The sequence below is a fragment of the Lysobacter sp. Root690 genome (assembly GCF_001427785.1).
Taxonomy (GTDB): Bacteria; Pseudomonadota; Gammaproteobacteria; order Xanthomonadales; family Xanthomonadaceae; genus Lysobacter.
Genome location: NZ_LMHM01000018.1, coordinates 233,056 through 255,792, shown reverse-complemented (window position 1 = coordinate 255,792; position 22,737 = coordinate 233,056). Strand labels below are relative to the sequence as shown.

The 22,737-nt window shown below is 66.5% G+C and carries 27 protein-coding genes; 21 read left to right on the top strand and 6 right to left on the bottom strand.

What is annotated here, in order from left to right; translation table 11 throughout:
* Positions 1-13: 13 nt before the first annotated feature.
* The 21 genes from flgG (at position 14) to ssb (ending at position 15,297) form a co-directional block, all read left to right on the top strand.
* A complete protein-coding gene (gene flgG, locus ASD86_RS24310; RefSeq protein WP_056116930.1) occupies positions 14-793 on the top strand; it encodes a flagellar basal-body rod protein FlgG in 780 nt (259 codons plus the stop codon).
* A 2-nt stretch (positions 794-795) separates the two neighbouring features.
* Positions 796-1,521 (top strand): flagellar basal body P-ring formation chaperone FlgA, encoded by a 726-nt coding sequence (flgA, locus tag ASD86_RS24305; RefSeq protein WP_056116928.1) that lies wholly within the window; start codon positions 796-798, stop codon positions 1,519-1,521.
* A complete protein-coding gene (locus ASD86_RS24300) occupies positions 1,514-2,194 on the top strand; it encodes a flagellar basal body L-ring protein FlgH (RefSeq protein WP_235567885.1) in 681 nt (226 codons plus the stop codon). Before flgA ends, ASD86_RS24300 begins: the two co-directional genes overlap by 8 nt.
* A 5-nt stretch (positions 2,195-2,199) precedes the next feature.
* On the top strand, positions 2,200-3,333 hold the full coding sequence (locus ASD86_RS24295; protein WP_056117404.1) for a flagellar basal body P-ring protein FlgI: 1,134 nt from the start codon (positions 2,200-2,202) through the stop codon (positions 3,331-3,333).
* A 64-nt stretch (positions 3,334-3,397) separates the two neighbouring features.
* Positions 3,398-3,772 carry a hypothetical protein gene (locus tag ASD86_RS24290; protein WP_056116926.1) on the top strand — a complete coding sequence of 125 codons (375 nt, stop codon included), beginning with the start codon at positions 3,398-3,400 and terminating at the stop codon, positions 3,770-3,772.
* A gap of 2 nt (positions 3,773-3,774) precedes the next feature.
* A complete protein-coding gene (locus ASD86_RS24285) occupies positions 3,775-4,167 on the top strand; it encodes a flagellar basal body rod C-terminal domain-containing protein (RefSeq protein ID WP_056116924.1) in 393 nt (130 codons plus the stop codon).
* Complete coding sequence (gene fliE, locus ASD86_RS24280) at positions 4,167-4,490, top strand: flagellar hook-basal body complex protein FliE (RefSeq protein WP_056116922.1); 324 nt, start codon at positions 4,167-4,169, stop codon at positions 4,488-4,490. The genes ASD86_RS24285 and fliE overlap by 1 nt, the downstream gene beginning before the upstream one ends.
* 14 nt (positions 4,491-4,504) lie before the next feature.
* Entirely contained in the window at positions 4,505-5,932 is a 1,428-nt protein-coding gene (fliF, locus tag ASD86_RS24275; RefSeq protein ID WP_056116920.1) for a flagellar basal-body MS-ring/collar protein FliF, read from the top strand.
* The gene (locus ASD86_RS24270) at positions 5,929-6,402 is read left to right on the top strand and encodes a hypothetical protein (protein WP_056116919.1); all 474 of its coding nucleotides are present in this window, start codon (positions 5,929-5,931) and stop codon (positions 6,400-6,402) included. The genes fliF and ASD86_RS24270 overlap by 4 nt, the downstream gene beginning before the upstream one ends.
* Positions 6,402-7,076 carry a FliH/SctL family protein gene (locus tag ASD86_RS24265; RefSeq protein WP_056116917.1) on the top strand — a complete coding sequence of 225 codons (675 nt, stop codon included), beginning with the start codon at positions 6,402-6,404 and terminating at the stop codon, positions 7,074-7,076. Before ASD86_RS24270 ends, ASD86_RS24265 begins: the two co-directional genes overlap by 1 nt.
* Positions 7,073-8,404 (top strand): FliI/YscN family ATPase, encoded by a 1,332-nt coding sequence (locus ASD86_RS24260; protein WP_056116915.1) that lies wholly within the window; start codon positions 7,073-7,075, stop codon positions 8,402-8,404. Before ASD86_RS24265 ends, ASD86_RS24260 begins: the two co-directional genes overlap by 4 nt.
* A complete protein-coding gene (locus ASD86_RS24255; RefSeq protein ID WP_056116913.1) occupies positions 8,401-8,850 on the top strand; it encodes a hypothetical protein in 450 nt (149 codons plus the stop codon). Before ASD86_RS24260 ends, ASD86_RS24255 begins: the two co-directional genes overlap by 4 nt.
* Positions 8,847-9,644 carry a hypothetical protein gene (locus ASD86_RS24250; RefSeq protein ID WP_056116912.1) on the top strand — a complete coding sequence of 266 codons (798 nt, stop codon included), beginning with the start codon at positions 8,847-8,849 and terminating at the stop codon, positions 9,642-9,644. Before ASD86_RS24255 ends, ASD86_RS24250 begins: the two co-directional genes overlap by 4 nt.
* A complete protein-coding gene (locus tag ASD86_RS24245; protein ID WP_036101693.1) occupies positions 9,644-10,063 on the top strand; it encodes a flagellar hook capping FlgD N-terminal domain-containing protein in 420 nt (139 codons plus the stop codon). The genes ASD86_RS24250 and ASD86_RS24245 overlap by 1 nt, the downstream gene beginning before the upstream one ends.
* Before the next feature lie 78 nt (positions 10,064-10,141).
* The gene (gene flgF / locus ASD86_RS24240) at positions 10,142-11,308 is read left to right on the top strand and encodes a flagellar basal-body rod protein FlgF (RefSeq protein ID WP_036101697.1); all 1,167 of its coding nucleotides are present in this window, start codon (positions 10,142-10,144) and stop codon (positions 11,306-11,308) included.
* On the top strand, positions 11,308-12,078 hold the full coding sequence (locus ASD86_RS24235) for a FliM/FliN family flagellar motor C-terminal domain-containing protein (RefSeq protein WP_056116909.1): 771 nt from the start codon (positions 11,308-11,310) through the stop codon (positions 12,076-12,078). Before flgF ends, ASD86_RS24235 begins: the two co-directional genes overlap by 1 nt.
* On the top strand, positions 12,075-12,383 hold the full coding sequence (locus tag ASD86_RS24230; protein ID WP_082578683.1) for a FliM/FliN family flagellar motor C-terminal domain-containing protein: 309 nt from the start codon (positions 12,075-12,077) through the stop codon (positions 12,381-12,383). Before ASD86_RS24235 ends, ASD86_RS24230 begins: the two co-directional genes overlap by 4 nt.
* A complete protein-coding gene (locus ASD86_RS24225) occupies positions 12,380-12,832 on the top strand; it encodes a hypothetical protein (RefSeq protein ID WP_056116907.1) in 453 nt (150 codons plus the stop codon). The genes ASD86_RS24230 and ASD86_RS24225 overlap by 4 nt, the downstream gene beginning before the upstream one ends.
* Entirely contained in the window at positions 12,816-13,580 is a 765-nt protein-coding gene (fliP, locus tag ASD86_RS24220) for a flagellar type III secretion system pore protein FliP (protein WP_056116905.1), read from the top strand. Before ASD86_RS24225 ends, fliP begins: the two co-directional genes overlap by 17 nt.
* A 15-nt stretch (positions 13,581-13,595) precedes the next feature.
* Positions 13,596-14,288: a sigma-70 family RNA polymerase sigma factor gene (locus ASD86_RS24215; RefSeq protein WP_056116903.1), complete on the top strand. Its 693-nt coding sequence runs from the start codon at positions 13,596-13,598 to the stop codon at positions 14,286-14,288.
* A gap of 451 nt (positions 14,289-14,739) precedes the next feature.
* Positions 14,740-15,297 (top strand): single-stranded DNA-binding protein, encoded by a 558-nt coding sequence (gene ssb / locus ASD86_RS24210; protein WP_056116901.1) that lies wholly within the window; start codon positions 14,740-14,742, stop codon positions 15,295-15,297.
* Between the two features lie 1,246 nt (positions 15,298-16,543).
* Here ssb and ASD86_RS24200 read toward each other — a convergent pair.
* The 6 genes from ASD86_RS24200 to ASD86_RS24175 form a co-directional block, all read right to left on the bottom strand.
* Positions 16,544-17,320 carry a hypothetical protein gene (locus ASD86_RS24200; RefSeq protein WP_056116898.1) on the bottom strand — a complete coding sequence of 259 codons (777 nt, stop codon included), beginning with the start codon at positions 17,318-17,320 and terminating at the stop codon, positions 16,544-16,546.
* 176 nt (positions 17,321-17,496) lie between these two features.
* Complete coding sequence (locus tag ASD86_RS24195) at positions 17,497-18,150, bottom strand: DUF6766 family protein (protein WP_056116896.1); 654 nt, start codon at positions 18,148-18,150, stop codon at positions 17,497-17,499.
* A 148-nt stretch (positions 18,151-18,298) separates the two neighbouring features.
* Positions 18,299-19,564 carry a phospholipase D-like domain-containing protein gene (locus ASD86_RS24190; RefSeq protein WP_056116893.1) on the bottom strand — a complete coding sequence of 422 codons (1,266 nt, stop codon included), beginning with the start codon at positions 19,562-19,564 and terminating at the stop codon, positions 18,299-18,301.
* 289 nt (positions 19,565-19,853) lie between these two features.
* On the bottom strand, positions 19,854-20,699 hold the full coding sequence (gene xth / locus ASD86_RS24185) for an exodeoxyribonuclease III (RefSeq protein ID WP_056116892.1): 846 nt from the start codon (positions 20,697-20,699) through the stop codon (positions 19,854-19,856).
* A 43-nt stretch (positions 20,700-20,742) separates the two neighbouring features.
* Positions 20,743-21,360: a ferritin-like domain-containing protein gene (locus ASD86_RS24180; protein ID WP_056116890.1), complete on the bottom strand. Its 618-nt coding sequence runs from the start codon at positions 21,358-21,360 to the stop codon at positions 20,743-20,745.
* A 139-nt stretch (positions 21,361-21,499) separates the two neighbouring features.
* Positions 21,500-22,558 carry an SDR family oxidoreductase gene (locus ASD86_RS24175; protein WP_082578681.1) on the bottom strand — a complete coding sequence of 353 codons (1,059 nt, stop codon included), beginning with the start codon at positions 22,556-22,558 and terminating at the stop codon, positions 21,500-21,502.
* Positions 22,559-22,737: the final 179 nt, after the last annotated feature.

Sequence of the window (22,737 nt, the reverse complement as noted above, 5' to 3'; positions counted from 1 at the left end):
ACGGAGCACGACCATGATCGACGCACTCTATATTTCCGCCAGCGGTTTACGCGGCGAACAGAAACAGATCGACGTGATTTCCAACAACGTCGCCAATATGCAGACCCCAGGCTTCAAGCGCAGCCGGGTCAACTTCGCCGAAGTCGCGACCGCGGCGGTCGCCGCCCAGTCCAGCGAGCCGGAGCTGACGACGCAGTCGCTGATGCGCGGCAACGGCGCGCGGGTCATCTCGACGTCGACCCTGTTTTCGCCCGGCGAAATGCGCCAGACCCAGGGCGCGCTGGACCTGGCGATCGACGGCAACGGTTTCTTCGAACTCGAAGCCGCCGACGGCAGCACGGTCTACACCCGCGACGGCCAGTTCCGTCTCGACGACGAAGGCTTCCTGGCCTCGATCCACGGCCAGCGCCTGGCTCATTCGGTGCAGATTCCGGCTGACGCCAAGGACATCCGCATCGACGCCAAGGGCGAGATCACCGCGCTGCTGGCCGGCGACGAAGCGCGTTCGGTGCTCGGCGACATCGAGCTGGCGACCTTCGCCGCGCCCGACGCGCTGGTCTCGATCGGCAACAACCGCTACGTGCCCAACGAAGCTTCGGGAACGGTGTCTTACGGCCAACCCAACGAGCCGGGTTTCGGCGGGTTGCAGCAAGGTTATGTCGAACTGGCCAACGTCGAGATGATCGACGAGATGTCGGCGCTGGTGCTGGCGCAGCGCGCGTATCAGCTCAATGCGCGCGTGCTGCAGGCGGCCGACCAGATTCTCGAAACCATCAACAACCTGCGTCGCTGAAAATGAAAGCCTGCGCCGTCCTGCTGTTGTCCACGCTCGCCGCCCCATCGGCGACGGGCGCGGCCGCGCCTGCCGCCGCGCCCGTGCAGCAGGTCAGCGCGGACGCGATCGCGCGCACGGTCGAGGCCGAGTTGCGTGCGCGTCTGCAAGCGGCTGGACGTACTCAGGCCAGCGTGAAAGTGGCCGGACGCATCGACGATCAGACCGTGCCCGCGGGCGCGTTGAGCACCGTGGTCGGCACCATCGCCGGCCGCTGGCCGCGCGCGCGGGTCGGCGTGCCGGTGCAGTTGCGCGTCGACGGCGCGGTCGCGCGCAGCTTGACGGTGTGGGTCGAAAGCCAGGACCTGCGCGACGTGCCGACCTACAGCGCCGATTACCCGGCGCGCCGTGGCGGTGAAGGCATCGCCCTGGCCACGGCGCAGGTCGACATGAATTGCTGCGCGGGCGACGCGCTGGAATCGATTGATGGCGTGCAGTCGCTGCGCCTGAAGCGTTCGGTGCGTGCCGGCCAACCGGCGATGGCCGCCGATTTCGAAGTCATTCCCGACGTGCAGGCGCAACAGCCCGTGCGTATCGATGTCGCCCGCGGCGCGGTGCGGCTCAGCGTACCCGGCGTCGCCCTGCGCGATGGCCGGGTCGGCGAGCGCATCCCGGTGCGGGCCGACGATGGAGAACGAACCGTGGTTTCACGCGTCACCGGAAAACAAAAGGTGCAAGTGGATGAATAAGCACGCCCCTACGCGGCATGCGCTGACTTCGATGCGGGCTCCGAGGCGGATCGCGATCGCGTTGGCCGTTGCGGCGGTCTGCGCCGGCCCGGCGTTCGCCCAGCAGCAGTCGATGCCGCCGCAGACGATCGAAACGATGTCGACACCCGAGCCCTCGCGCGAAAGCCTGATCGATGTAAACGGCTACCGCGGCCTGGCCGCGGACCATCGCGCGCACCGCATCGGCGACGTGATCACGGTGTACGTGATCGAAGCCACGCGGGCCAAGTCGCAGGCCGCCACCGACGCGTCCAGCGATCTCGACATGCGCGCCGGCCTGACTTCGCCGTCGACCGACTTCGATGCGCGCCTGGGCCTGGGCGGCAGCAACCGCGCCGGCGCCCAGACCACCCGCGTGGGCGAACTGCGCACGCAGATTTCCGCGCAAGTGGTCGGGGTGACCCCCGACGGCAGCCTGCAGATCCAGGGTCTGCAGACGCTCAAGGTCAACGGCGAGAAGCAGACCATCAAGGTCAGCGGTCTGGTCCGTCCCGAAGACGTCGGCCCCGACAACACCGTGCTCTCGCACCGCATCGCCAATGCCGATCTGGAATTGGTCGGCGTCGGCGTGGTCAGTTCGTCGCAGCGTCAGAGCCTGATCTATCGCATGTTCAAGTGGCTGAGGTTGATGTGATCGCGATGACGACTTTCAAGAATCTGTTGCTGACCGGCGTCGCGCTCGGCATGTTGCTGGGCGCGTCGGCGACCGCGCAGGCCGCGGCCGGCGTGCGGGTCAAGGAACTCGCCCGCGTCGCCGGCGTGCGCGACAATCCGTTGACCGGTTACGGCTTGGTGTTCGGCCTGTCCGGCTCGGGCGACTCGGCGCGCAACCGCGCGACCTTGCAGTCGGTCGCCAACACCTTGCGCAATTTCGGCGTCAACGTCAGCGAGGCCGATCTGGCCAGCCGCAACGTCGCCGCGGTGATCGTGACTGCGCGCCTGCCGGCGTTCGCCGAGCCGGGGCAGATGCTCGACGTGCAGGTGGCGTCTTCGGGCGACGCGCGCAGCCTGACCGGCGGCACCTTGATGCTCACCCCGCTGTCGGGCCCGGACGGTCGCGTGTATGCGATCGCGCAGGGCGCGATCTCGGTTGGCGGCTATCAGTTCGAAGGCGTCACTGCCTCGTTGCAGAAAAACCATCCGACGGTCGGCTGGGTGCCGCAGGGCGCCAGCGTCGAGCAGGGCTCGCCGCTGCGCGTAGCCGGCGACGGGCGTTCGCTCAGCATCCTGCTCAATGAGCCGGATTTCACCAATGCCGAGCGCATCGCCGATGCGATTCGCGGGTCGGTGTCGGGGGCCAGTGTGCGGGCTGAGCATGCAGGCAAGGTTACGGTGGCGTATGCGAATGCGCCGACCAACTTGGTATCGGAAATATCGCGCCTGGAAAACCTGTCGGTGCAGCCGCAGCGCAAGGCGCGCGTGGTGGTCAACGAACGCACCGGCACCGTGGTCGCCGGCGGCGACGTGCGCCTGGGCGAGGTGACTGTGTCGCACGGCGATCTTAAGGTCGAGATCCGCACCGACTACACCGTGTCGCAGCCCGAGGGCGTGTTCGTGCGTCCGGGCAGCAGCATCGGTTCGGTGGTGGTGCCGCGCACCGAGATCAAGGCCGACGAAGGTCCGGCGCCGCTGGTCAGCGTGCGCGAGGGCGCGAGCGTGGCCGAACTGGTGTCGGCCTTGCGCGCGATCAAGCTCAGCACGCGCGACGTGATCGCGGTACTTCAGTCGATCAAGGCCGCCGGTGCCTTGGACGGCGAGCTGGTGATCCAGTGATGCACGGGTTTACGAGCAGCGGCATATCGATGGCGGTCTACGGCATTTTTCAGGGGAAGCGGCAATGAGCAGCGACATCACCACCGAAGCGGTCCGGCTCGCGCTGGGCATGCAGGACCTGCAGGCGCGTCTGGCCAGCGCGAACATCGCCGGCGCCAATCGCGCCGATGCGCGCGTGCAGCGCGCCGACTTCGGCCGCTTGCAAGGTCTGTTGAACGAAGCCGCGCAAGCCGGCGGCCGCGATTCCGAACTCGTCGCGCGTCTGCATCAGACGACGACCAGCCCCGAATCGGTGCCGGTCGCCTCAGTCGGGCAGACCGTGCAACTCGACGAACAGGTCGGCGACATGGTCGCGGCGAGCCTGAACTACCAATCCCTGAGCGAAGCGCTGAGCCGGCATTTCGGCCTGATGCGCCTGGCCGTCACCGGAAGGAGCTGAGCATGGCCATCGAATCGATCCTCGACGCCGCGCGCGCCGGCATGCAGTACGAACGCCTGCGCCTGGATGCGTCCAGCCGCAACATCGCCGCGGCCAACGTGCCGGTCGCCGCCGGTCACGGCGCGACCCGCCTGAGCGTCGGCGCGCCCGGCTTGACCGGAGCGCCCGGCGACTTCGCCGCCGCGGTGTCCGAACAACCCACCGGCCTGCGCGAAGTCAACGACCCGGCGCATCCGATGGCCGACAAGGACGGCATGGTCCATTACCCGGCCACCGACATGGTCGGCGAAATGACCACGCTGATGACCGCCAGCCGCGGCTACGAAGCCAACGTGCGTTCGTTCAACCTGCTGCGCGGCATGATGCTGCGCGCGCTCGAAATAGGAGCCAAATGATGAGCGTCGAAGCCATCGGAGCGATCGCGCTCAGCGCGCTCGCGCAACCCGAAACCATCCGCACCGACGCGATCGCGCCGACCGGCGCCACCGCTATCAAAGGCGCGGATTTCATGAACGTGATGGGCGCCGGCCTGAGCCGCGCCGACCAGAGCCTGCGCAGCGCCGACACCCAGTTGCGCGCGCTCGCCGCCGGCCAGGACATCCCGATCCACGAGGTGATGATCGCGATGGAACAAGCGCGCATGGACCTGACCCTGGTCGTCGAGGTCCGTAACCGGATGCTCGAGAGCTACCAGGAACTGACCCGCATGCAGTTGTGACCTGACCCACGCCCATGAATCCCAAAAGCTATTTCGTTTCCCTGTCCCCGGCCGCGCGCGTGAGCCTGATCGTCGGCGTGCTGGCGATCGTGGCGCTGACCGCCGGCATGCTGTGGTGGCTGATGGCGCCGCGCCAGCAACTGCTGTTCGGCAAGCTGCGCGAAGCCGACACCGCCGAGATCGTGCAGTCGCTCAACGAGTGGAAGATTCCGCACCAGATCATCGACGGCGGCACCGGTATCACCGTCGCCGCCGACAGCGTGTACGAAACCCGCATGCGCCTGCTCTCGGCCGGCGTGCCGCGCGGCGGCCATGTCGGCTTCGAGCTGTTCGACGACGCCGATTTCGGCGTGACCGAGTTTGCTCAGCGGGTCAATTACCAGCGCGCGCTGCAGGGCGAGATCGAACGCACCGTGGCTTCGCTGCCGGGCGTGCAGACCGCGCGCGTGCATCTGACGATCCGTCGTCCCGGCATGTTCGTCGGCGATCGCGAAAGCTCCAAGGCCTCGGTCGCGGTGGCGATGAATCCCGGCGAGACCTTGGCGCGGCCACAGGTGCAGGGCATCCGCAGCCTCGTGGCTTCGGCGGTGGAAGGATTGGCCGTGGCCGACGTGTCGGTGCTCGACTCCAACGGCACCTTGCTCGCCGGCGGCGCCGATGGCGGACGCGGCGCGATCGCGCTGGACGAACGTTCCGACGAGGAAGCGCGGCTGGAAGACCGCATCCGCCTGCGCGTGGTTGAACTGCTGGGTCAGGTGCTCAACAACGAGGAGTTCAAGGTCTCGGTCGATGCGAGCCTGAACTTCGACGCGGTGCGTGAAGTCAGCGAGCGTCCGATCGCTCAAGGCGACGACGGCAACGGCCTGCTCGCGCGCAAACGTGTGAATTCCAGCCAGGCGCCCGACGCGGCCGGCCGCAGCCAGAGCCAGGAAGAATCCGAGTACGTGCACGGCATGTCGCGCGAAGAGATTTCGCGCGCGCCGGGCCGGGTCGAGCGTCTGTCGGTCGCGGTGATCCTGCCGCAGCACCTGGACGAGCAGGAGGTCGCGCGTATCCATTCGCTGATCTCGGCCGCCGCCGGCATCGACACCAATCGCGGCGACCGACTGGAAGTCTCGCGCCTGCCGAGCGGCAAGGTGCGCGCGACGCCGCCCGCGGTGGCCGCATTGACCACGCCGCAACCGGCCGATCGTGTTTCACCGGCTACGCAGCACGGCAACCTGATCGCTAACCGCTCGCTGCAACTGCAACCGTGGATGCCGTGGGCGCTGGCTGGCGCGGTCGGCCTGTTGCTCGGCGCGATCTTCGCTTTCGCCGCGCAGCGCAAGCCGCGCAAGCTCAGCGCCGAAGAACGCGAAGCGGTGCTGGCCAAGCTGCGCGGCTGGCTGTCGGAAGGGCAGATGCCGGTCGAGCATCGCATCGTCGCGAGCAAGACCCCATGAGCACCCTGGGCGAACGCAAGAGCGCGCTGTTGCTGCTGAGCCTGGGCGCATCCGACCAGCGCCAGTTGCTGGCGCGGCTGCCGGCGGCGTCGGCGCGCACGATCCGCGCGCTGATGCATGACCTGCGCCGCAGCCAGCTGCCGGCGGCGGAACTCGCCGACGCCCTGCTCGGCGACGAGATGCGCGGCCTGACCGCGCGCACTTCGCTCGATGTCGATCAACTGGTCGCGTTGTCGACCACCTTGCCGCATGCCTGGTTCGCTCGCGTGCTGTCGGTGTGGACCGGCGTCGATCGCAATTTCTGCCTGGCCTTGCTCGATAGCCGCGTGGCCGCTTCGGTGCGCGAGGAACTCGATCGCATCGGCCGGATGCCGCCGAAGCTGGCCGACGCGCTGCGTGCCGAATCGCTGCAATTGGTGTCCGAAGCGATGGCCGTGCCCGCCGCGACGCCGGCCAGGGGGCGCGTCTGATGGAGCGCATTCCCGCCAGCCACGGGCGCATCGTCGACTTGTCGACCTTGTTGCAGCCGGCCGCGGTGCCAAACGCGGCGCCGTCGCAGCCGCGCCCGGATCCGGCCGCCGAACTCGAACGCGAACGCAAGGCGATCTTCGAACGCGCCGAAGCCGAAGGGCTCAAGCGCGGCCTTCAGCGCGCCGATGAACAGATCCTCGCCAGCCAGCAGAAAGCCGAGGCGCGGATCGAACAGGCGCATGCCGCGCAGACGCGCAAGCTGGATAACGCCAACGAACGACTCGCCGCCTTGCTGAAGGCCTGGCCGGCGGCCGCGGGCGAACTCGATCAGCGCCTGGAAACCTTGTCGCTGGACATCGCCTTCGCCTGCGTAACCCGCCTGCTCGGCGAAATCGGCGCCGACGGCGAATTGATGAAGCGCTTGTGTCGTCAAGCCTTGAGCGAATACCGCCAGCGTCCGGTCACCGTGCGCGTGGCCGCGGCCGATGTCGAAGCGGTCAGCGAACTCGCGTCCGATGCCGAGGTGCGGGTGATCGCCGATGCGCGCCTGAGCCCCGGACAGTGCCGTCTGGAAACCCACAAGGGCCTGTACGACACCAGCCTGGAAGTCCGTCTGGACGCGTTGAAGCAGGCGCTGCTGCGCAGCGTCGACGGCGGAGACGCCGACGCATGAACGCTTTGACGGCGCGCGCCCAGGCCCATATCCAACTTGCTCCGATGGGACGCAGGCTGGGCCGCATCGTCTCGTTCAACGGTCTGGTGATCGAAGCGCTCGGGCCGGAAGCGCACCTGGGCGAATTGTGCGAGATCGAATCGGCCGCGCCGGGTCCGCGGGTGATGGCCGAAGTGGTCGGCTTCCGCGACGAGCGCGTGCTGTTGATGCCGTACGGCCACGTCGGCGCGATCTCCACCGAAAGCCACATCCGCGCGACCGGGCAGCCGGTCACCGTGCCGGTCGGCGAGGCCATGCTCGGCCGGGTCATCGGCGCGTTCGGCAATCCGCTCGACGATCACGGTCCGATCGCGTATTCCGACGCGTACCCGCTGTACCGCGAGCCGATCAATCCGATGGCGCGCGCGCCGATCGACAGCGCGCTCGACACCGGCGTGCGCGCGATCGACACCTTGCTGACCCTCGGCGCCGGCCAGCGCGTGGGCGTGTTCGCCGGCAGCGGCGTGGGCAAGAGCACCTTGCTCGGCATGCTCGCGCGCCAGGTGCGCAGCGATGTGACCGTGTTGGCGCTGGTCGGCGAACGCGGCCGCGAAGTCGGCGAATTCCTGACCCATGCGCTCGGCGCCGAAGGGCTCAAGCGTTCGGTGGTCGTGGCGGCTACGTCCGACGAACCGGCGCTGCTGCGCGCGCATGCCGCCCACGCCGCGCACGCGATCGCCGAATACTTCCGCGACCAGGGCCGCTCGGTGCTGCTGATCGTCGATTCGATGACCCGCTTCGCCATGGCCCAGCGGGAGATCGGACTGGCGATCGGCGAGCCGCCGACTTTCCGCGGCTACACGCCGTCGGTGTTCAGCCAGTTGCCGAAATTGCTCGAACGCTGCGGGCGCCTGCGCGGTGGCGGTTCGATCTCCGGCATCTACAGCGTGCTGGTCGAAGGCGACGACATGAACGAGCCGGTCACCGACCACATGCGCGCGATTCTCGACGGCCACATCGTGCTGACCCGCGACCTCGCCGCGCGCGGCCATCATCCGGCGATCGACCTGCTGCAAAGCACCAGTCGCCTGATGAGTCAGGTCGCCAGCGAATCCGAACAGGCCATCGCCCGCGATGCGCGCAAGCAGATCGCCGCCTATGCCGCCTCGCGCGATCTGATCGAACTGGGCGCGCATCAGCGTGGGGCTAATCCGGCGCTGGATCGCGCGGTCGACCTTAAGCCGGCGCTGGACAAGATCATGCAGCAGACCCCGCTGGAAGCGACCGCGCGCGCCGAGGCCTATCGCCAGCTCGCCGCCGCGATCAAGCACGAAGGCGGCGCGGCATGAACCGCAAACCATCCGCCGCCGTCTCGACCTTGCTGCGCTGGCGCGAATTCGAGGAAGCGCGCGCCTCGACCGCGTTCCTGCAGCGTTGCCACGAAACCCGTCAGGCGCTCGAGCGCATGCAAGAAGCGCAGGGCGTGCTGCAAGCGATCAACGCGCGTCGCGAGGAACTGCTCGCCGCCGACAGCGTCGATCTGGTGCTGTTGCAGGCGGTCGATAGTTTCGAAGCGCAGGCCTGGAGCCGGCTCGACACTCGCCGCGACGAACACGCCGCCGCGCGCCGCCAACAGGATGCCGCGCAGGACGAACACGTCGCCGCGCGTGCCCGCACCCGCGTGGCCCAGACCCGGCATGAGCGCCTGCGCGCCGGCGAACGCGATCAAGAGGAAAAACTGATGTTCGACCGCATGGCCGATCTGTACGCGAGTCACCGGAGCGATCGCGCATGATCAAACCCACCTCCATCGCCGCCGCGGCGCTGTTGCCGCGCCACAACGCGACGCCGCGCGAAGGCGGCTCCGATTTCAGCCGTTGGATCGGCTCCGACCAGGGCCGCGCCGCGGCCCCGGATGCGCGCGATATCCAAAGCGATACCCAGCGCGAATCGCGCGCGGCCGGCGACATCGATGCGCCGTCGCTGGCGTTCGATATCGCGAAGGCCGATCAAGCCGATCTGCTGCTGGAGTTCCACGTAAGCGGCCGCGGCGGCGAGCAGGAATTGCTGGCCATGCCATGGCGGTTGTCGGCCAACGGCCGCCTGTCGCAATTGCTCAGCGCAACCCAGCGACCGGGCGGGCAGGGCCTGGCCTCGTCGCCCGCGCGCGAGGCCGCGACCCGCGCCAACGCGAGCCTGGCCGATGCCTGGGTCGAATACAGCATTCGCCATCTGGCCCAGGCCGACGCGGCGTCGCCGCAGGTGTTGCCGATGCCGAACCTGGCCGATCCGCTGCAATCGAGCGCCACGACATCCGGCGAATCCACTGCTTCGGCGAGCGCGCCGCGCAACGCGTCCGACGGCGCGGCCGCGCCGTGGGCAAGCCGTGTGCTGCGCTGGATCGAGAGCGAAGGCGGCGACGCCACCTTGTGGATTCGCGACTACCGCCTCGACCCGGATGCCGCGCAACGGCTCGGCCGCCTGATGCACGCGCTCGCCGAAGAACACGGCACCCGACTGCAACGCATCGTCGTCAACGGCCGCGAATACTGGCGCGCCGATCGCAACACGTCACAGGAGAACGTCTAATGGCCATCGACGCCATCGGCAGCACGCCGAACCCGCAGAACCAGGTCCTGACCCGGCAGAAAAGCATCGATCAGGAGGATTTCATCAAGCTGTTCCTGGCCCAGCTGCAGTTCCAGGACCCGCTGGAACCGGTCGACAACCGCGAGTTCCTGGCCCAGTTGGCGCAGTTCACTTCGCTGGAGCAATCGCGCCAGACCAGCGAGAACACCAACGAGCTGCTGTCGATGAACGCCACCAGCCAGGCGCTGGCGCTGATCGGCCGCGGCGTCGACGTGCAGGGCCAGGCGATTCCGCTGACCGGTTCGGTCACCGCGGTGCAGTTCACCGAAAACGGCCCGACCTTGAGCGTCACCGACGCCAACAAACAGGTCACCACCGGCATCCGCCTGTCCCAGGTCACCCTGGTCAAGCAGCCGTAACCGACCGCCGCGGCAGCCCGAGTCAACCGTCGTAACCAGCAGCTACACCAAGCAGTCTTAAGTCGCAGGAGCGCGCTCATGTTCCAAGCCTTGTTCAACAGCCTGTCGGGACTTTTCAGTTTCTCGCGCGGGCTCAACACGATCAGCAACAACGTGTCCAACATGAACACGCCCGGGTTCCGCGGCAGCGATGCGTTCTTCGAGAACGTGCGTGGCGGCCTAGGCTCGCGCATCAGCGGCGAGGGCATGCGCACTGAACCCGGCGATATTCGTCAGACCGGCAACGCCACCGACATGGCGGTCGACGGCGACGGCTATTTCATTCTTCGCGATCGCAGCGGCGAGTTGCACTACACCCGCGCCGGCCAATTCCGTTTCAACGAAAAGGGCGTGCTGGTCGACACGGTGTCGGATTACGAAGTGATGGGCTACGACGGCGACGGCAACCTGGCCGCGATCGATCTCACCCCGATGCGCACCTTGCCGCCGGAGCTGACCAGCAAGGTCAACTTCAAGGGCACGCTGACCCCGAGCATGACCACGCCGTACACGATCACCTCGATCGACGTGTTCGATTCCAACGGCACCGCGCGGCGTTTGTCGGCGGTGTTCACCCGCACCAGCGCCAACAACATGCCGGCCGAGTTCAACGTGGTGATCAAGGATTCCACCGACGCCACCATCGCCACGCATACCTTGAAGTTCGACACGCTCGGCACGCCGACCCGCGAGACCAACGAGTTCACCGCCCAGTTCGCCTTCGGCGGCGCCACGCCGCAGCCGGTGACCTTCAACTTCGGCACGCCAGGCGGCTTCGACGGCATTTATTCGTTCAGCGGCGGCAGCGTCAACGTCACCGCGACGGTCGCCGACGGTCACGCCATCCTCGGCTACAACGACGTGGCTTTCGACGAGAAGGGCGTGCTGCAGCTGTCGTATTCGGCCAAGGAAAAACGCCAGGGCCCGCGTCTGGCGCTGGCCTCGCTGCCCAACGAAAGCTCGCTCAAGCTCGACGGCGGCCGACTGGTATCGGGACCGAGCGTGCAGGACAAGGAACTCGGCCGTCCCGGCGAGTCGCGCTACGGCCGCATCGTCGGCCGCAGCCTGGAACTGTCCAACATCGACCTGACCCGCGAGTTCGCCGACATGATCATCATCCAGCGCGGCTATCAGGCCAGCTCGCGGGTGATGACCGTGAGCAACGAGATGATCGAGCAGCTCTACAACAGCACGAGGGGCAGCTGATGGCCGTGTTGTTGCCGGTGCGCTGGCACGGCGCGAGCCGGTTGGCGCGTCTGCGTTCGCTGTTGTCGGCGCGCGGCGGCGAATGGCTGCGCGAGTGGTCGAGCGAAAAGGCCGCGCTGGAGTTCAATCTGGAACCGCTCGACAGCGGCGTCGGCGCAGGTCAATGGTTCGCCACGCGCGCCAGCGGCGGAACGGTGCATGCGTGCATGGCCTCGGCTGCGTTCGATCAGCTCGGACGACGCCTGCTCGGCAGCAACGAATCCGACACGCTCGGTCTGGCCGAAGGCGTCGGCCGCCGCGCCTGGAGCGATTTGATGCGCGCCTGGTTTGCCGCCGCGTCCGAAGCCGATGCATTGAGCGACGCGGCCGCGCCGAGCGAACGCGCGCTGACCGCGCGTCATGGCGTGGTCGGTCTGCTGGTGCAGGTGGCCGGCGTGCGCATTGCCTTGTACCTCGACGCCGGCGTCTGCGATGCGCTGGTGCCGGTCGATAAACCCGCCGCGGCGCTCGCGCTGAGCAAGCGCGGCGACGCGATGACCCAGGCGCAGGTCGGCCTGGAGGTCGTGCTCGATCTGGGCATGGCCGAGATCGGCCAGGCCTTCGATCTGCGCCCGGGCGAAATCATCCGCACCGCGGTCAAGCTCGACACCGCATTGACCTTGCGTTCGGCATCCGGCGCGGCGCTCGCGCGCGGTCAGCTGATCGCCCAGGACGGCCAACGCGCCATTCGTATTTCCTCGATTTCCATGCAGCAAGGGGCAACCTCATGAAGAACAGTGCAGCCGCCGAAGTCATCCCGGCCGACAAGACCACCCTCGACAGCAGCCTGCGCGACGCGGGCGCGCGCCAGGACATAGGCCTGATCGGCCATGTGCAGGTCTCGCTGGCCGCCCAGGTCGGCACGATCAATCTGTCGGTCGAGCGTTTGTTCGGCCTCAAGGCCGGCGACGTGATCGACATGAACGAAGCGCTGGAAGCGCCGATCACCTTGATGCTCAACGGTCGCGCGGTCGCGCGCGCCGAGTTGCTCGCGGTGGACGATCACTTCGGCGTGCGGATCCTGGAACTGGCGTGAGCGCTGACGCAACGCAACCCGCCGCGAAGCAAACCGCGGCGCCGGCGACCACGCCTGTCGTTGCGCCTGCGACGGCACCTGTCGTCGCGCCCGGCGCGGTGCACAGTGCCGCGCCGATCGGTTTTCGCGATGAGCACGAATCGGTCGCCGATTCGGCGGTCGGCGTGCTGCTGGTGCTGGTGGTGTTGCTCGGCGCCTGCCTCGGCGGCCTGCTGTTCGCCAAGCGCAAGGGCTGGTTGAACCGCTGGCTGCCGGCGCCGAGCGGCGCGGCCGACGACGCTTCGCGCCTGCGCGTGGAGCAGGTGCTGCGACTGAGCCCGCGTACCGTGCTGTATCGCGTCGCCGACGAACGCAACCGTTATCTGATTCTCGAATCGACCGCCAGCGCCCAGCTCGGTCCCGCGCAACCTCTCGATCAAGCGACCCCGTCCCATGACCCGCACGCCTGACCGCCGCCGTTGGCCGATCGTGATCGGTGCGATGACCGGCGCATTGCTGTTCGCCGGCGCCGCCGTGGCCGCGGGCGCGACCGCGCCGAGCGACCTGGTCGGCGAAGCGCTCAAGCAGGACTATTCGCCGGCGATCCGTAATCTCATCGCGCTGACCGCGTTGTCGCTGTTGCCGGTGGCGCTGATCGCGATGACCTCGTTCACCCGCATCGTGATCGTGCTGTCCTTGCTGCGCCATGCCCTGGGTTTGCCGCAAACGCCGCCGAACGCGGTGGTGGTGACCTTGTCGATCTGCCTGACCTATTTCTCGATGGCGCCGGTGCTGGACAAGGTCAACGACAACGCATTGCAGCCATACATGGCCGAGCAGATCGGCAGCGGCGAAGCGGTGCGGCGCGGCTTGCTGCCGATGCGCGAGTTCATGGTCGGCCAGACCCGCGAATCGGACCTGACCGCGGTGCTGGAAATGGCTCGCGTGCCGGCGCCGAAGACCATCGACGACATCCGCTTCCGTCATCTGCTGCCGGCGTTCCTGCTCAGCGAGCTCAAGACCGCGTTCCAGATTGGCTTCGTGATTTTCCTGCCGTTTCTGTTGATCGACCTGGTGGTGGGCGCGGTGCTGATGGCCTTGGGCATGATCATGGTGCCGCCGGCGACGATCAGCCTGCCGCTGAAGATATTGCTGTTCGTATTGATCGACGGCTGGGTGCTGGTGTCCAGGGCCTTGTTAAGCAGTTACTGGACGTAGGGACGCCGGGACGTGATGGAAGCGGCGACGGCCGAAGGCGAGGACGCCGAACTGTGGCAGCGCTACCGCGGCGGCAGCGACGACGCGCGCGACCGGCTGTTCCTGCGTCACGTCGGCTGGGCCAGGGCGATCGCCTCGCAGGTGCACGGCCGCATTCGCGCCTATCCGGTCGACCGTCAGGATTTCATCCAGAACGCGACCATCGGGCTGCTCGATGCGATGAGTCGCTTCAACCCCGAGCGCGGCGTGACCTTCCGCGTCTACGCCAAGCCGCGCGTGCGCGGCGCGGTGTTCAACGGCTTGCGCGCGATCCTCGGCGACCGTCCGCCGCCGCGCGACGAGGCCACCATCCGCGAGCGCCTGCAGAGCCTGCAGGACAACGGCGGCCAGGACACATTGGAAAGCATCGTCGACTCGGTGGTCGGCCTGGGCCTGGGTTTCCTGCTCGACGAAGCCGGCCGTCACGGCGGCGCCAGCGACACTCGCGACGGGCTGGCCTATGTCGACCGCCAGCAGACCGAGCATCGCCTGAGCGCGGCGCTGAACAACCTGCCCGAGCGGCTGAAGCTGATCATCCAGACCCACTATTTCCACTACGTCCCGTTCCAGGACATCGCCCAGAGCCTCGGCCTGACCAAGGGCCGGGTGTCGCAACTGCACCACGCGGCCTTGACCAAGCTGCGCGAGAGTTTGCGGGATATGCAGTAGGCCGCGAGGCGGTCGGATCGCCGCGGCTCGGCGGGTGCCTGGACGAGGTAGATCGCGCCGAAGCCCGCGACCGGGCGAGAGGCATGGGCAGCGCGGCGCGAACTGAGCCCAGGACCGCGGGGCTGGCCCCGACCACGACTATGCCGTCCTGTCCGGCCGCAACCCCGGCTGGCCCGGTGCTGTGGTGGTAGAGGCTTGAGCCCCGATGCCTTCCGTCGCAGGCGCTACGGTGCTTGCCCTGGCCGGCGCGCCGGGCCGAAGCCGGCTTCGACAGGCGCCGGCACAGAGCCATCCGCGGCTCCGTTCGAGCCCCAAGCCCACCCGGCAAGGCCCGCCCCACCTACGCTTCAACCAGATTAGTCCGACCCGGCTCCGCGCCGGGGACCCATGGCGGAGCGGGGGGCTATAATCCATCATCTCAGCCGTATCCCGGCAATAGTTAAGGAATCCCATGGCACGCGGCGTCAACAAAGTCATCCTGGTCGGCAACCTCGGTAACGATCCGGAGACCAAATACACCCAGGGCGGCATGGCCGTGACCACCCTCAGCCTGGCGACCACCAGCGTCCGCAAGGACAAGGACGGCAACCAACAGGAACGCACCGAGTGGCACCGGGTCAAGCTGTTCGGCAAGCTCGGCGAGATCGCCGGCGAATACCTGAAGAAAGGCCGTCAGGTCTACATCGAAGGCTCGATCCGTTACGACAAGTTCACCGGTCAAGACGGCGTCGAAAAGTATTTCACCGACATCATCGCCGACGAGATGCAGATGCTCGGCGGCGGCGGTGAAGGCGGCGGTGGCGGTGGCGCGCGCGAAGGCGGCGGCCGCAGCGACTTCCGTGGTGGCGGCGGTGGCGGTGGCGATCGCCCGGCACGCGCGGCTGGCGGCGGTGGTGGTGGCGGCAATTACGGCGGCAATCGCGATGCCGGCCCGCCGCGCCGCGAAGCGCCCCCGGCCAAGTCGAACGATTTCGGCGACGATTTCGCGGACGACGACATCCCGTTCTGATTCCGGCATCGAGCAGCGTCTTGCTTCTGCCGCAAAAGGCCCGCTGACGCGGGTCTTTTGTTTTTACGGCCGGCCTTGTCGTATTGAGAACGTGCAGCGGTGGCGGCCGTCAAGGGCAGGGCGCATCGGGTCGCGACGCAAGGCTGGGTCGAACCGCCGCGGCATCCTCCGGTTTGAGGTATTGCCGCGGACGACGGTCGCGATCACGTAGCATCGATCGCGTTTGCTGGCTGTAAGGTCCGACGTCGTGCCAGCCGCTCGGCTAGTCACTTCAGACCGGATCTCGGCATGGGCACAGGCCGCTCGGTTTCGGCGAGGCAAACGTTGCGATGGGATCTGTTTAATCCTGTGCGCATCGTTCGATCCGCGACGGCATCGTATGCGCAATCGCGCACCGTCGATCAAGGGCGAATCGACCGCGACGCCTCGCAAGAGGCGTGAATGGAACCGGCCAGCGTCGTAAGCGCATCGCGGTAAGCGCATCGCGCATGGTCGCGTTGATCGCGGTGGCCGCGACGCATAGGTCCGCGGTTAATTCCGGTAATCACCACGCGCCGGACGCCGCAGTGATCCAGCAACACCGCAAGCGGAGTCGAATGGAACGCGGATTGCTTGGGCTTGAGGATGTAGAAATCGTCGGACTGCGGCGTAATTAGCTTCGCCAACAACGCGCCGCAACAGGCATCCTGGCCGCAAACCGCCACCAGTTCTCCAAGGTCGCCATGCCCATTGGCGTTAGTTCTAGTTCGCGTAGACGAACAGCGCAACGGCCTTCTTGAAGAGGATGGGTGATCGATCCGCTGCTAAGGTGAATCTGGACACGGCCACAGCACCGCTTCGTGAATAGAAAGCTCGCTGGCTCCCCGCATCCGCAACGCACCGACACAAGTTGCTATCGATCGGACGGCCCATTCCGTCGGCGCGTCCACGCACCGATCGCCCAACCCGCGACGACCGCGATAAGAAAGGTCTGGGCAGGGTGTCGGCGCGCGATCGCGACGGCCTGATCGAGCATCCCCGCCGGCCTGCCGCGATCGGCGACATCGAGCGCCGGAATCGGGCTGGCGACGTCGACGGTCGGTGTGTTGAAAGCGCCGCGAGCGGCGTAGTCGGTCGGAGTGGCCGGTGGATGAGAGGCTTGCATCGTGGAATTCCTTTGCGCGGTGATCGGTCGCGGGCTTCGCACAGACGCAAGCGGCGCATTCGCGCCGCTTGCGTGACGGTCTATTGGATTATCGGCGGTCTTTTATCGGCCGTCTTTGTCGGCGTCGCCAGGCAGCGCGCGCTCGACGTTGTGCCAGGCGTCCTTGGTCGCGGCCTTGGCCTTCTCCCAGCCGAGTTTGGATTCGCCCTTCACCGTGTCCCAGCGCTGTCCCAGTTCGGCTTCGAGCTTGTCGTCCCAGTCACGATCGCGGTACTGCTGGCGCGCATGCGTGCCGTACCGATAGGCCGGACGATAATCGGAAAACTCCGCATCGGGATCACGGTACGAAGTCTGCTCGAACTGCGACTGGTGATAACGATCGCTCGCGTCGTAGGTGCGGTAGGTGCGATCGGCGCGGGTCCATGAATCCTGCACGGCCGGCCGGGCGGCCTCCCAATCCAGCTTCGATTGGCCGCGCGCGCCGGCCCAATCGCGTTCCAGCTCGGCCGCGGTCTGCTCGTCCCAAGGCCGGTCGCCCAGGCGCGACCTGGCTTCGGCGCCGTACGAATACGCCGGCGCGTAGTCGGTGGCGTAGTTGTACTCGGGGTTGTAGTACGGGCGACGCGCATGTTCTTCCTGCCAGTACTGCGCTTCGCCGGTGGGATCGATGCGCTCGGCCACGCCCTTGCCGGCGGCCGCGCCAGCGATCGCGCCGATGCCGCTGCCAACCAGCATGCCGATCGGGCCGCCGAACGCGCCGACGAATGCGCCGGCCACCGCGCCGCTTACGCCGCCCACGCCGACGCCCACCGGATGCGCGCCGGGCGTTCCGGTGATCGGATCGCGGTTGAGGTCTCGCTTGTCGTTGCTGTTGCTCATTCTGTCGCTCCTTGCCTTCGGCGGAAACGTCCGCGGATAGGAGTCCAGAATTCACCGCGGCGCATATGCGCGATGTCGTCGTGTTGCGAAAGCGCTTTTAACATCGGCGGTCGACGCCTCGTATTCACAACACGCTGCGCACATTGCGGCTGAATCATTAAGACATAAACGCCGGATCACACACCCGTTTGCGAATGCGGCGCCTCGACCGGCTTGGATTGCGGCGAGTCCTTCTGACGCAACCAGATCGTGAGGATCACCAATGCGGCTACCGCCAGAAATTCGCTCTGCCAGTTTTGAAACGACTCGAACCAGAACTGCGCATCGCCCAGAAACGACACCAGTCCGGTTTGAGGTTCGCCTTTCATCGCCTGTTCGGCGTTGCGCGCGCGCCAGCTCCCGCACAGGTGCAGCACGAACGAAGCCGAGAACAGCAGGCCGAATGCGATCGACAAAGAGTTTTCGTACAGCCGTCGCCACAGTCCGCCGGCCTTGACCGGCCATGGCGCGGGGCCCGGTTCGATGCGTTCGCTGCGCGGTTCCAGCGGTCGTGATTCCGCCGAGCCTTGCTGACGCAAGCTCACGGTCAGCAGCACGTACAGCCCCATCTGCAGGAACTCGCTTTCCCAGTTCTCGAACGTGGCCGAAACGAAGTGGCCGCTGGTCAGATACTGGCCCAGCGTCAGCGCCAACAGGTGATGCTCCAACCGCTCGGCGTTGTAAACCGAGCGGCCGGTGGCGATCTGGCCGAACAAGGCGGCGAGCAGGCAGGTGAGCAAGACGATGGACAAGCCGTTGCGGCGCCAGAACGTCGATGCGGATAGGGACATGCGGGTCTCCGGGTACGCGGGCGCGGTCGGGGCGGTGCCTTCGACGCTGTGGGAGTCTTTTACGGCGTGGATGACCCGAGTCCGGCTTTGTCTTCGCGTCGGGTACCAAGCATCGATGTCGAACGTCAGTCCCGACCGCGCACGCCGCTCAAAGCTGCGACTTGATCGGCAGCACGAACCGCTCCATGGCTTTCTCCGTCCACGGGCGATTCGTCCAGGCCTCGTAGGTGTACGCCTTGGCCTGAGACAAATCGTCCTCGAACACCCTGGTCATCTCGTCGGCGAACCCGGATTCGTAGACGTTCAAGCTGGCCTCGTCGTTGAGCTGGAACGAGCGCGAATCGAAATTGGTCGATCCCACCGACACCAGGTGGCGATCCACGATCAACAGCTTCACGTGCATCATCGTGGGTCGGTACTCGTGCAGCTCGACGCCTTGTTGCAGCAGCGGGCCCCACTGCGCCCTGGACGCCAGGCGCACGGCATCGGAGTCGATGTGCTCGCCGGGCACGAGGATGCGCACGCGCACCCCGCGTTTTCTCGCTTCCAGCAAGGCGCGCTGGGTGAGTTCGTCGGGGACGAAATAGGCCGCCGCCAGATCGATGGACTGCGACGCGGCTGCGATCGACATCAAGTACATCAGGTGCATGCTTTCGCTGCCGCCCGACGGCGAGCTCAGGAATACCTGCGCATCCATGTCGCCGCGCCGGGACAAGTCCGGGTAGTAGGACGGCCCATGCAGCACGCGGCCGGTCATCTTGACCCAGTTGTCGCCGAACGCGGCCTGCATCTGCGCGGCCGCCGGACCTTCGATCAGGAAATGGCTGTCGCGCCAGTGCTTGGGGTCCTGAGCGTGGCCCTGCCATTGGTCGGCGATGCCCACGCCGCCGGTAAACGCGGTTTCGCCGTCGATCACCAGCAGCTTGCGATGGGTGCGGTGATTGATCCGGTCGAGGTTGTACCAACGCAAGGGCCGGTAGCGCTCGACCTGCACCCCGGCCTGTTTCATGCCGTCGATCAAGCGCGAATCCATTTTGCTGCTGCCGACCCAGTCCAGGGTGACATGCACCTGGACGCCGGCGCGCGCGCGTTCGGACAGCGCGTCGCTGAAGCGTTGGCCCACCTCCCCGGACCAGTAGATATAGGTTTCGAAGACGATGGAGCGCCGCGCCGCCGCGATGGCCGCGATCATCGCCGGAAAGATTTCTTCGCCGTTGCGCAGATGACGGACGCGGTTTCCGCTCAGCACCGGCGGCCCAAGCATCACGCTCATCTCGCGACGGAACTGCGGATCGGTGACGTCGAAGCGATGTTGCACCAGCCGTTGGACCTTCTTCTCCGGTCCGGTCACGTTGGCGACGACGATCACCACCGCCAGGGTCAGAAGCGCTGTAAGGATAATCGTTGCAAGCATGGGGCGGCCATTGCGATGCGGAGCCATTGGACGTGCTCGGCGAAGGTGGGTGGATGTTCGTAGGCGGGCAGGCGGCGCGTGCTCGGCGTAATGAATCGGAGACGACAGGCAACCGGTGACCGTGCCCGCGGGCCGTACCGATCCTCACCAAAATCCCCAGCTTCATCCGGCGAACAGTCGTCGCCCGGAGCCCGCGCCCGCACGCCTCGGCGTCGGTTCTTGCTTCGCAAAAGCTAGCGTTCGAATAGTTAATGCCGCGTCGCGTTCGTACCGATGTGTCCGCCACGCATCATCCGGCGTCTGCGGTCGGTCGCTTGGATCGGCCGCGCGGCTTCGCGCGCGATGCGGATCTCCCCAGCGTGACCCACGCGGGCGCGTGATCGCTGGGCTTGACCAGACCGCGGACCCAGCGATCGACGCCGACGTCTTTCAATCGCGGGGCCAGCTGCGGACTCAGCAGGATGTGGTCGATGCGCAGGCCCGCATCGCGTTGCCAGTGCTGGCGGAAATAGTCCCAGAACGTGAACAGCGGTGGATCGGGATGACGCTCATGCAGCGCGTCGGTCCAACCCTGCGCGAGCAAACGAGCGTAACGCTCGCGGCTTTCGGGTTGCAGCAGAGCGTCCTTGCGCCACGAGCGCGGATCGTAGATATCCGCGTCGGTGGGCACGACATTGAAGTCGCCGGCCAGCACCACGGGATGACCGCTGCGCACCAACTCGTTCGCGTGCGCGATCAATCGGTCGAACCAGCGCAGTTTGTAGTCGAATTTCGGTCCCGGCCGTGGATTGCCGTTGGGCAGATAAAGACATGCGACGATCAGGCCATGGACGGCCGCTTCCAGATAACGGCCTTGATCGTCGTTGCGATCGCCTGGAAGCGCCCTGCGGCTCTCGATCGGGTCCGCGTCGCGGGCGAGAATGGCGACGCCGTTCCACGCCCGCTGTCCGCGCCACAGCGCGCCATACCCCGCATCGTTCACCGCTTGCAGCGGAAACGCAGCGTCCTCGGCCTTAAGTTCCTGCAGACACACGATGTCCGGGGATTCGCGTTGCAACCATTGCAGCAGATGCGGAAGGCGCGTGCGCACTCCGTTGATGTTGAAGGTTGCCAGCTTGAGGGTGCGCGCGGTCACGGCGTCGGGTTTTCCACGCAATCTGTCGCTGGTCGCTTGCGGGTCAGTTCTTCTTCAACATCTGATCGCGCGCCTGCTCGGCGCGCGACGCGCCGATCGCGGTTTCGACCTGCTTGATCTCTTCCGGCGGCGGCAGCACCGCGGGGAAACCCAGCGACTGGATCCACAACTCTCGGGTCCAACCCTGAGTGTGATACAGGTGATGGTCTTCGTCCTGTTCGACCGCTTCGAATGCGGCCTGGAGGACTTTCACCTGCGGGCCCTTGCCGTGCTTGGCGACGTGGCCGATCAGCTCCCAGTTCAGATGATCCTTGGTTTCGGCCAGTACCACGCATTCGCCGGCGACCAGTTCGGCCGCGGCCGGGTCGCCCGCCGCCAACGCCATCTCCATTGCCTTGACCAGTGATTTGCCGATGTGGCCGACCACTTTGCGTCCGGGCGTGGGGGTATCGGGATCGAGACCGAGTTCCTCGAACACGTTCAACAGCACCTTGCGATGGGTGCGGGTTTCATCCAGATACTCGTTCCATTCCTTTCGCAGATCGTCGTTAACCGCGCAACGGATCGCGGTTTCGTATATCTGGATGCCGCCGAGTTCGGTTTCCAATGCCTGATACAGCAGTTCTTCGACTTGCGCGGAATCTTGTGCGTTCTTGGCCATTGAAGTTCTCCTCAGAGCGCCTTATGACGCCGATGAGGAAACTTAGAAGCCACGGGATTCGATCGGTGTGAAGTTCCGCGCGGCGTCGTGAACGATTCAGCGCGGCACGCAGGCGCTGGCAACGATGCAGCGCGTTCGGTCATCCTCTGGGCCCTCCCATGACCGGCAGCACCACGCCGTTGACATAGGACGCGGTCACCGGCGAAGCGAGGAATACGTAGGCGGGAGAAATTTCCTCGGGCTGGGCGGGCCGGCCCATGTCGCTGTCGGCGCCGAATTTCGCCACGTCCTCGGCCGATTTGTCGGCGGGATTGAGCGGAGTCCAGACCGGACCGGGCGCCACCGCGTTCACGCGGATGCCACGCGGCAGCAACTGGCTGGCGAGCGACAGGGTGAAGGCGTGGATCGCGCCCTTGGTCGCCGAGTAGTCCAGCAAGGTCTTGTGGCCGAAAAGACCGGTCTCCGAGCCAGTGTTGATGATCGCCGAACCGTTGCCCAGGTGCGGAAGGGCCGCGCGCGCCATATGAAAATAACCGGCGATGTTGGTCTGCAGGGTCTCCTGCAGATGTTCGTCGCCGAGGTCTTCAAGCGAATCGCAATGCGCTTGGAACGCGGCGTTGTTGACCAGAATGTCGAGTCGGCCGAACGCGGCGATGGTTTGCGCGACCGCGTCGTCGCAGAACGCCCGGTCGCGCACGTCGCCGCTGATCGCCAGGCTGCGCTGGCCTTCCTGGTCGATGAACATGCGCGTGTCCTGCGCGTCCTGATGCTCGTTGAGATAGACGATCGCGACGTCGGCGCCTTCGCGCGCGAACAGCACCGCCACCGCGCGGCCTATGCCGGAATCGCCGCCGGTGATCAGCGCGACCTTGCCCTGTAGCTTTCCGCTGCCGCGGTAATCGGGCGCCATGAACTTCGGCGCCGGATTGAGCATGTGCTCGTGCCCGGGCTTGACCTGATGTTGTTTCGGCAACGGGTTTTCCGGTTGCGCGCGCTCGCCGGCCTGGACCGCGGGTTTTTTCGCGGTTTTCCCTTGCTTGTCGGGCTTGCCTCGATCGAGCGCGTCGACCCGGCGCTGGATGGCCTTTTGGCGGCGAACGGTCGCGCCCGCGCCGGAGTCAGAACCGGAACCCGATGGACCCGATGGGCTGTCCGGCGACGGAATCGAGCGTTCTCCATTCCCGGTCTTCTTGGCCATGACGCCTCCTGCTGATGCGATCAGCACCGAACCTAAGCCAGCGCATCTTTCATCGACGTGAAATCCGCGGCGATAGACGATGAAATAGACGGCGATGTGCTCGACATGCGATCGCAGCTGTACGGTTAATGTCGAAGCGGATGAATGCGTGGCGGCTCGCGATCTTCGCGGGCGGCTAA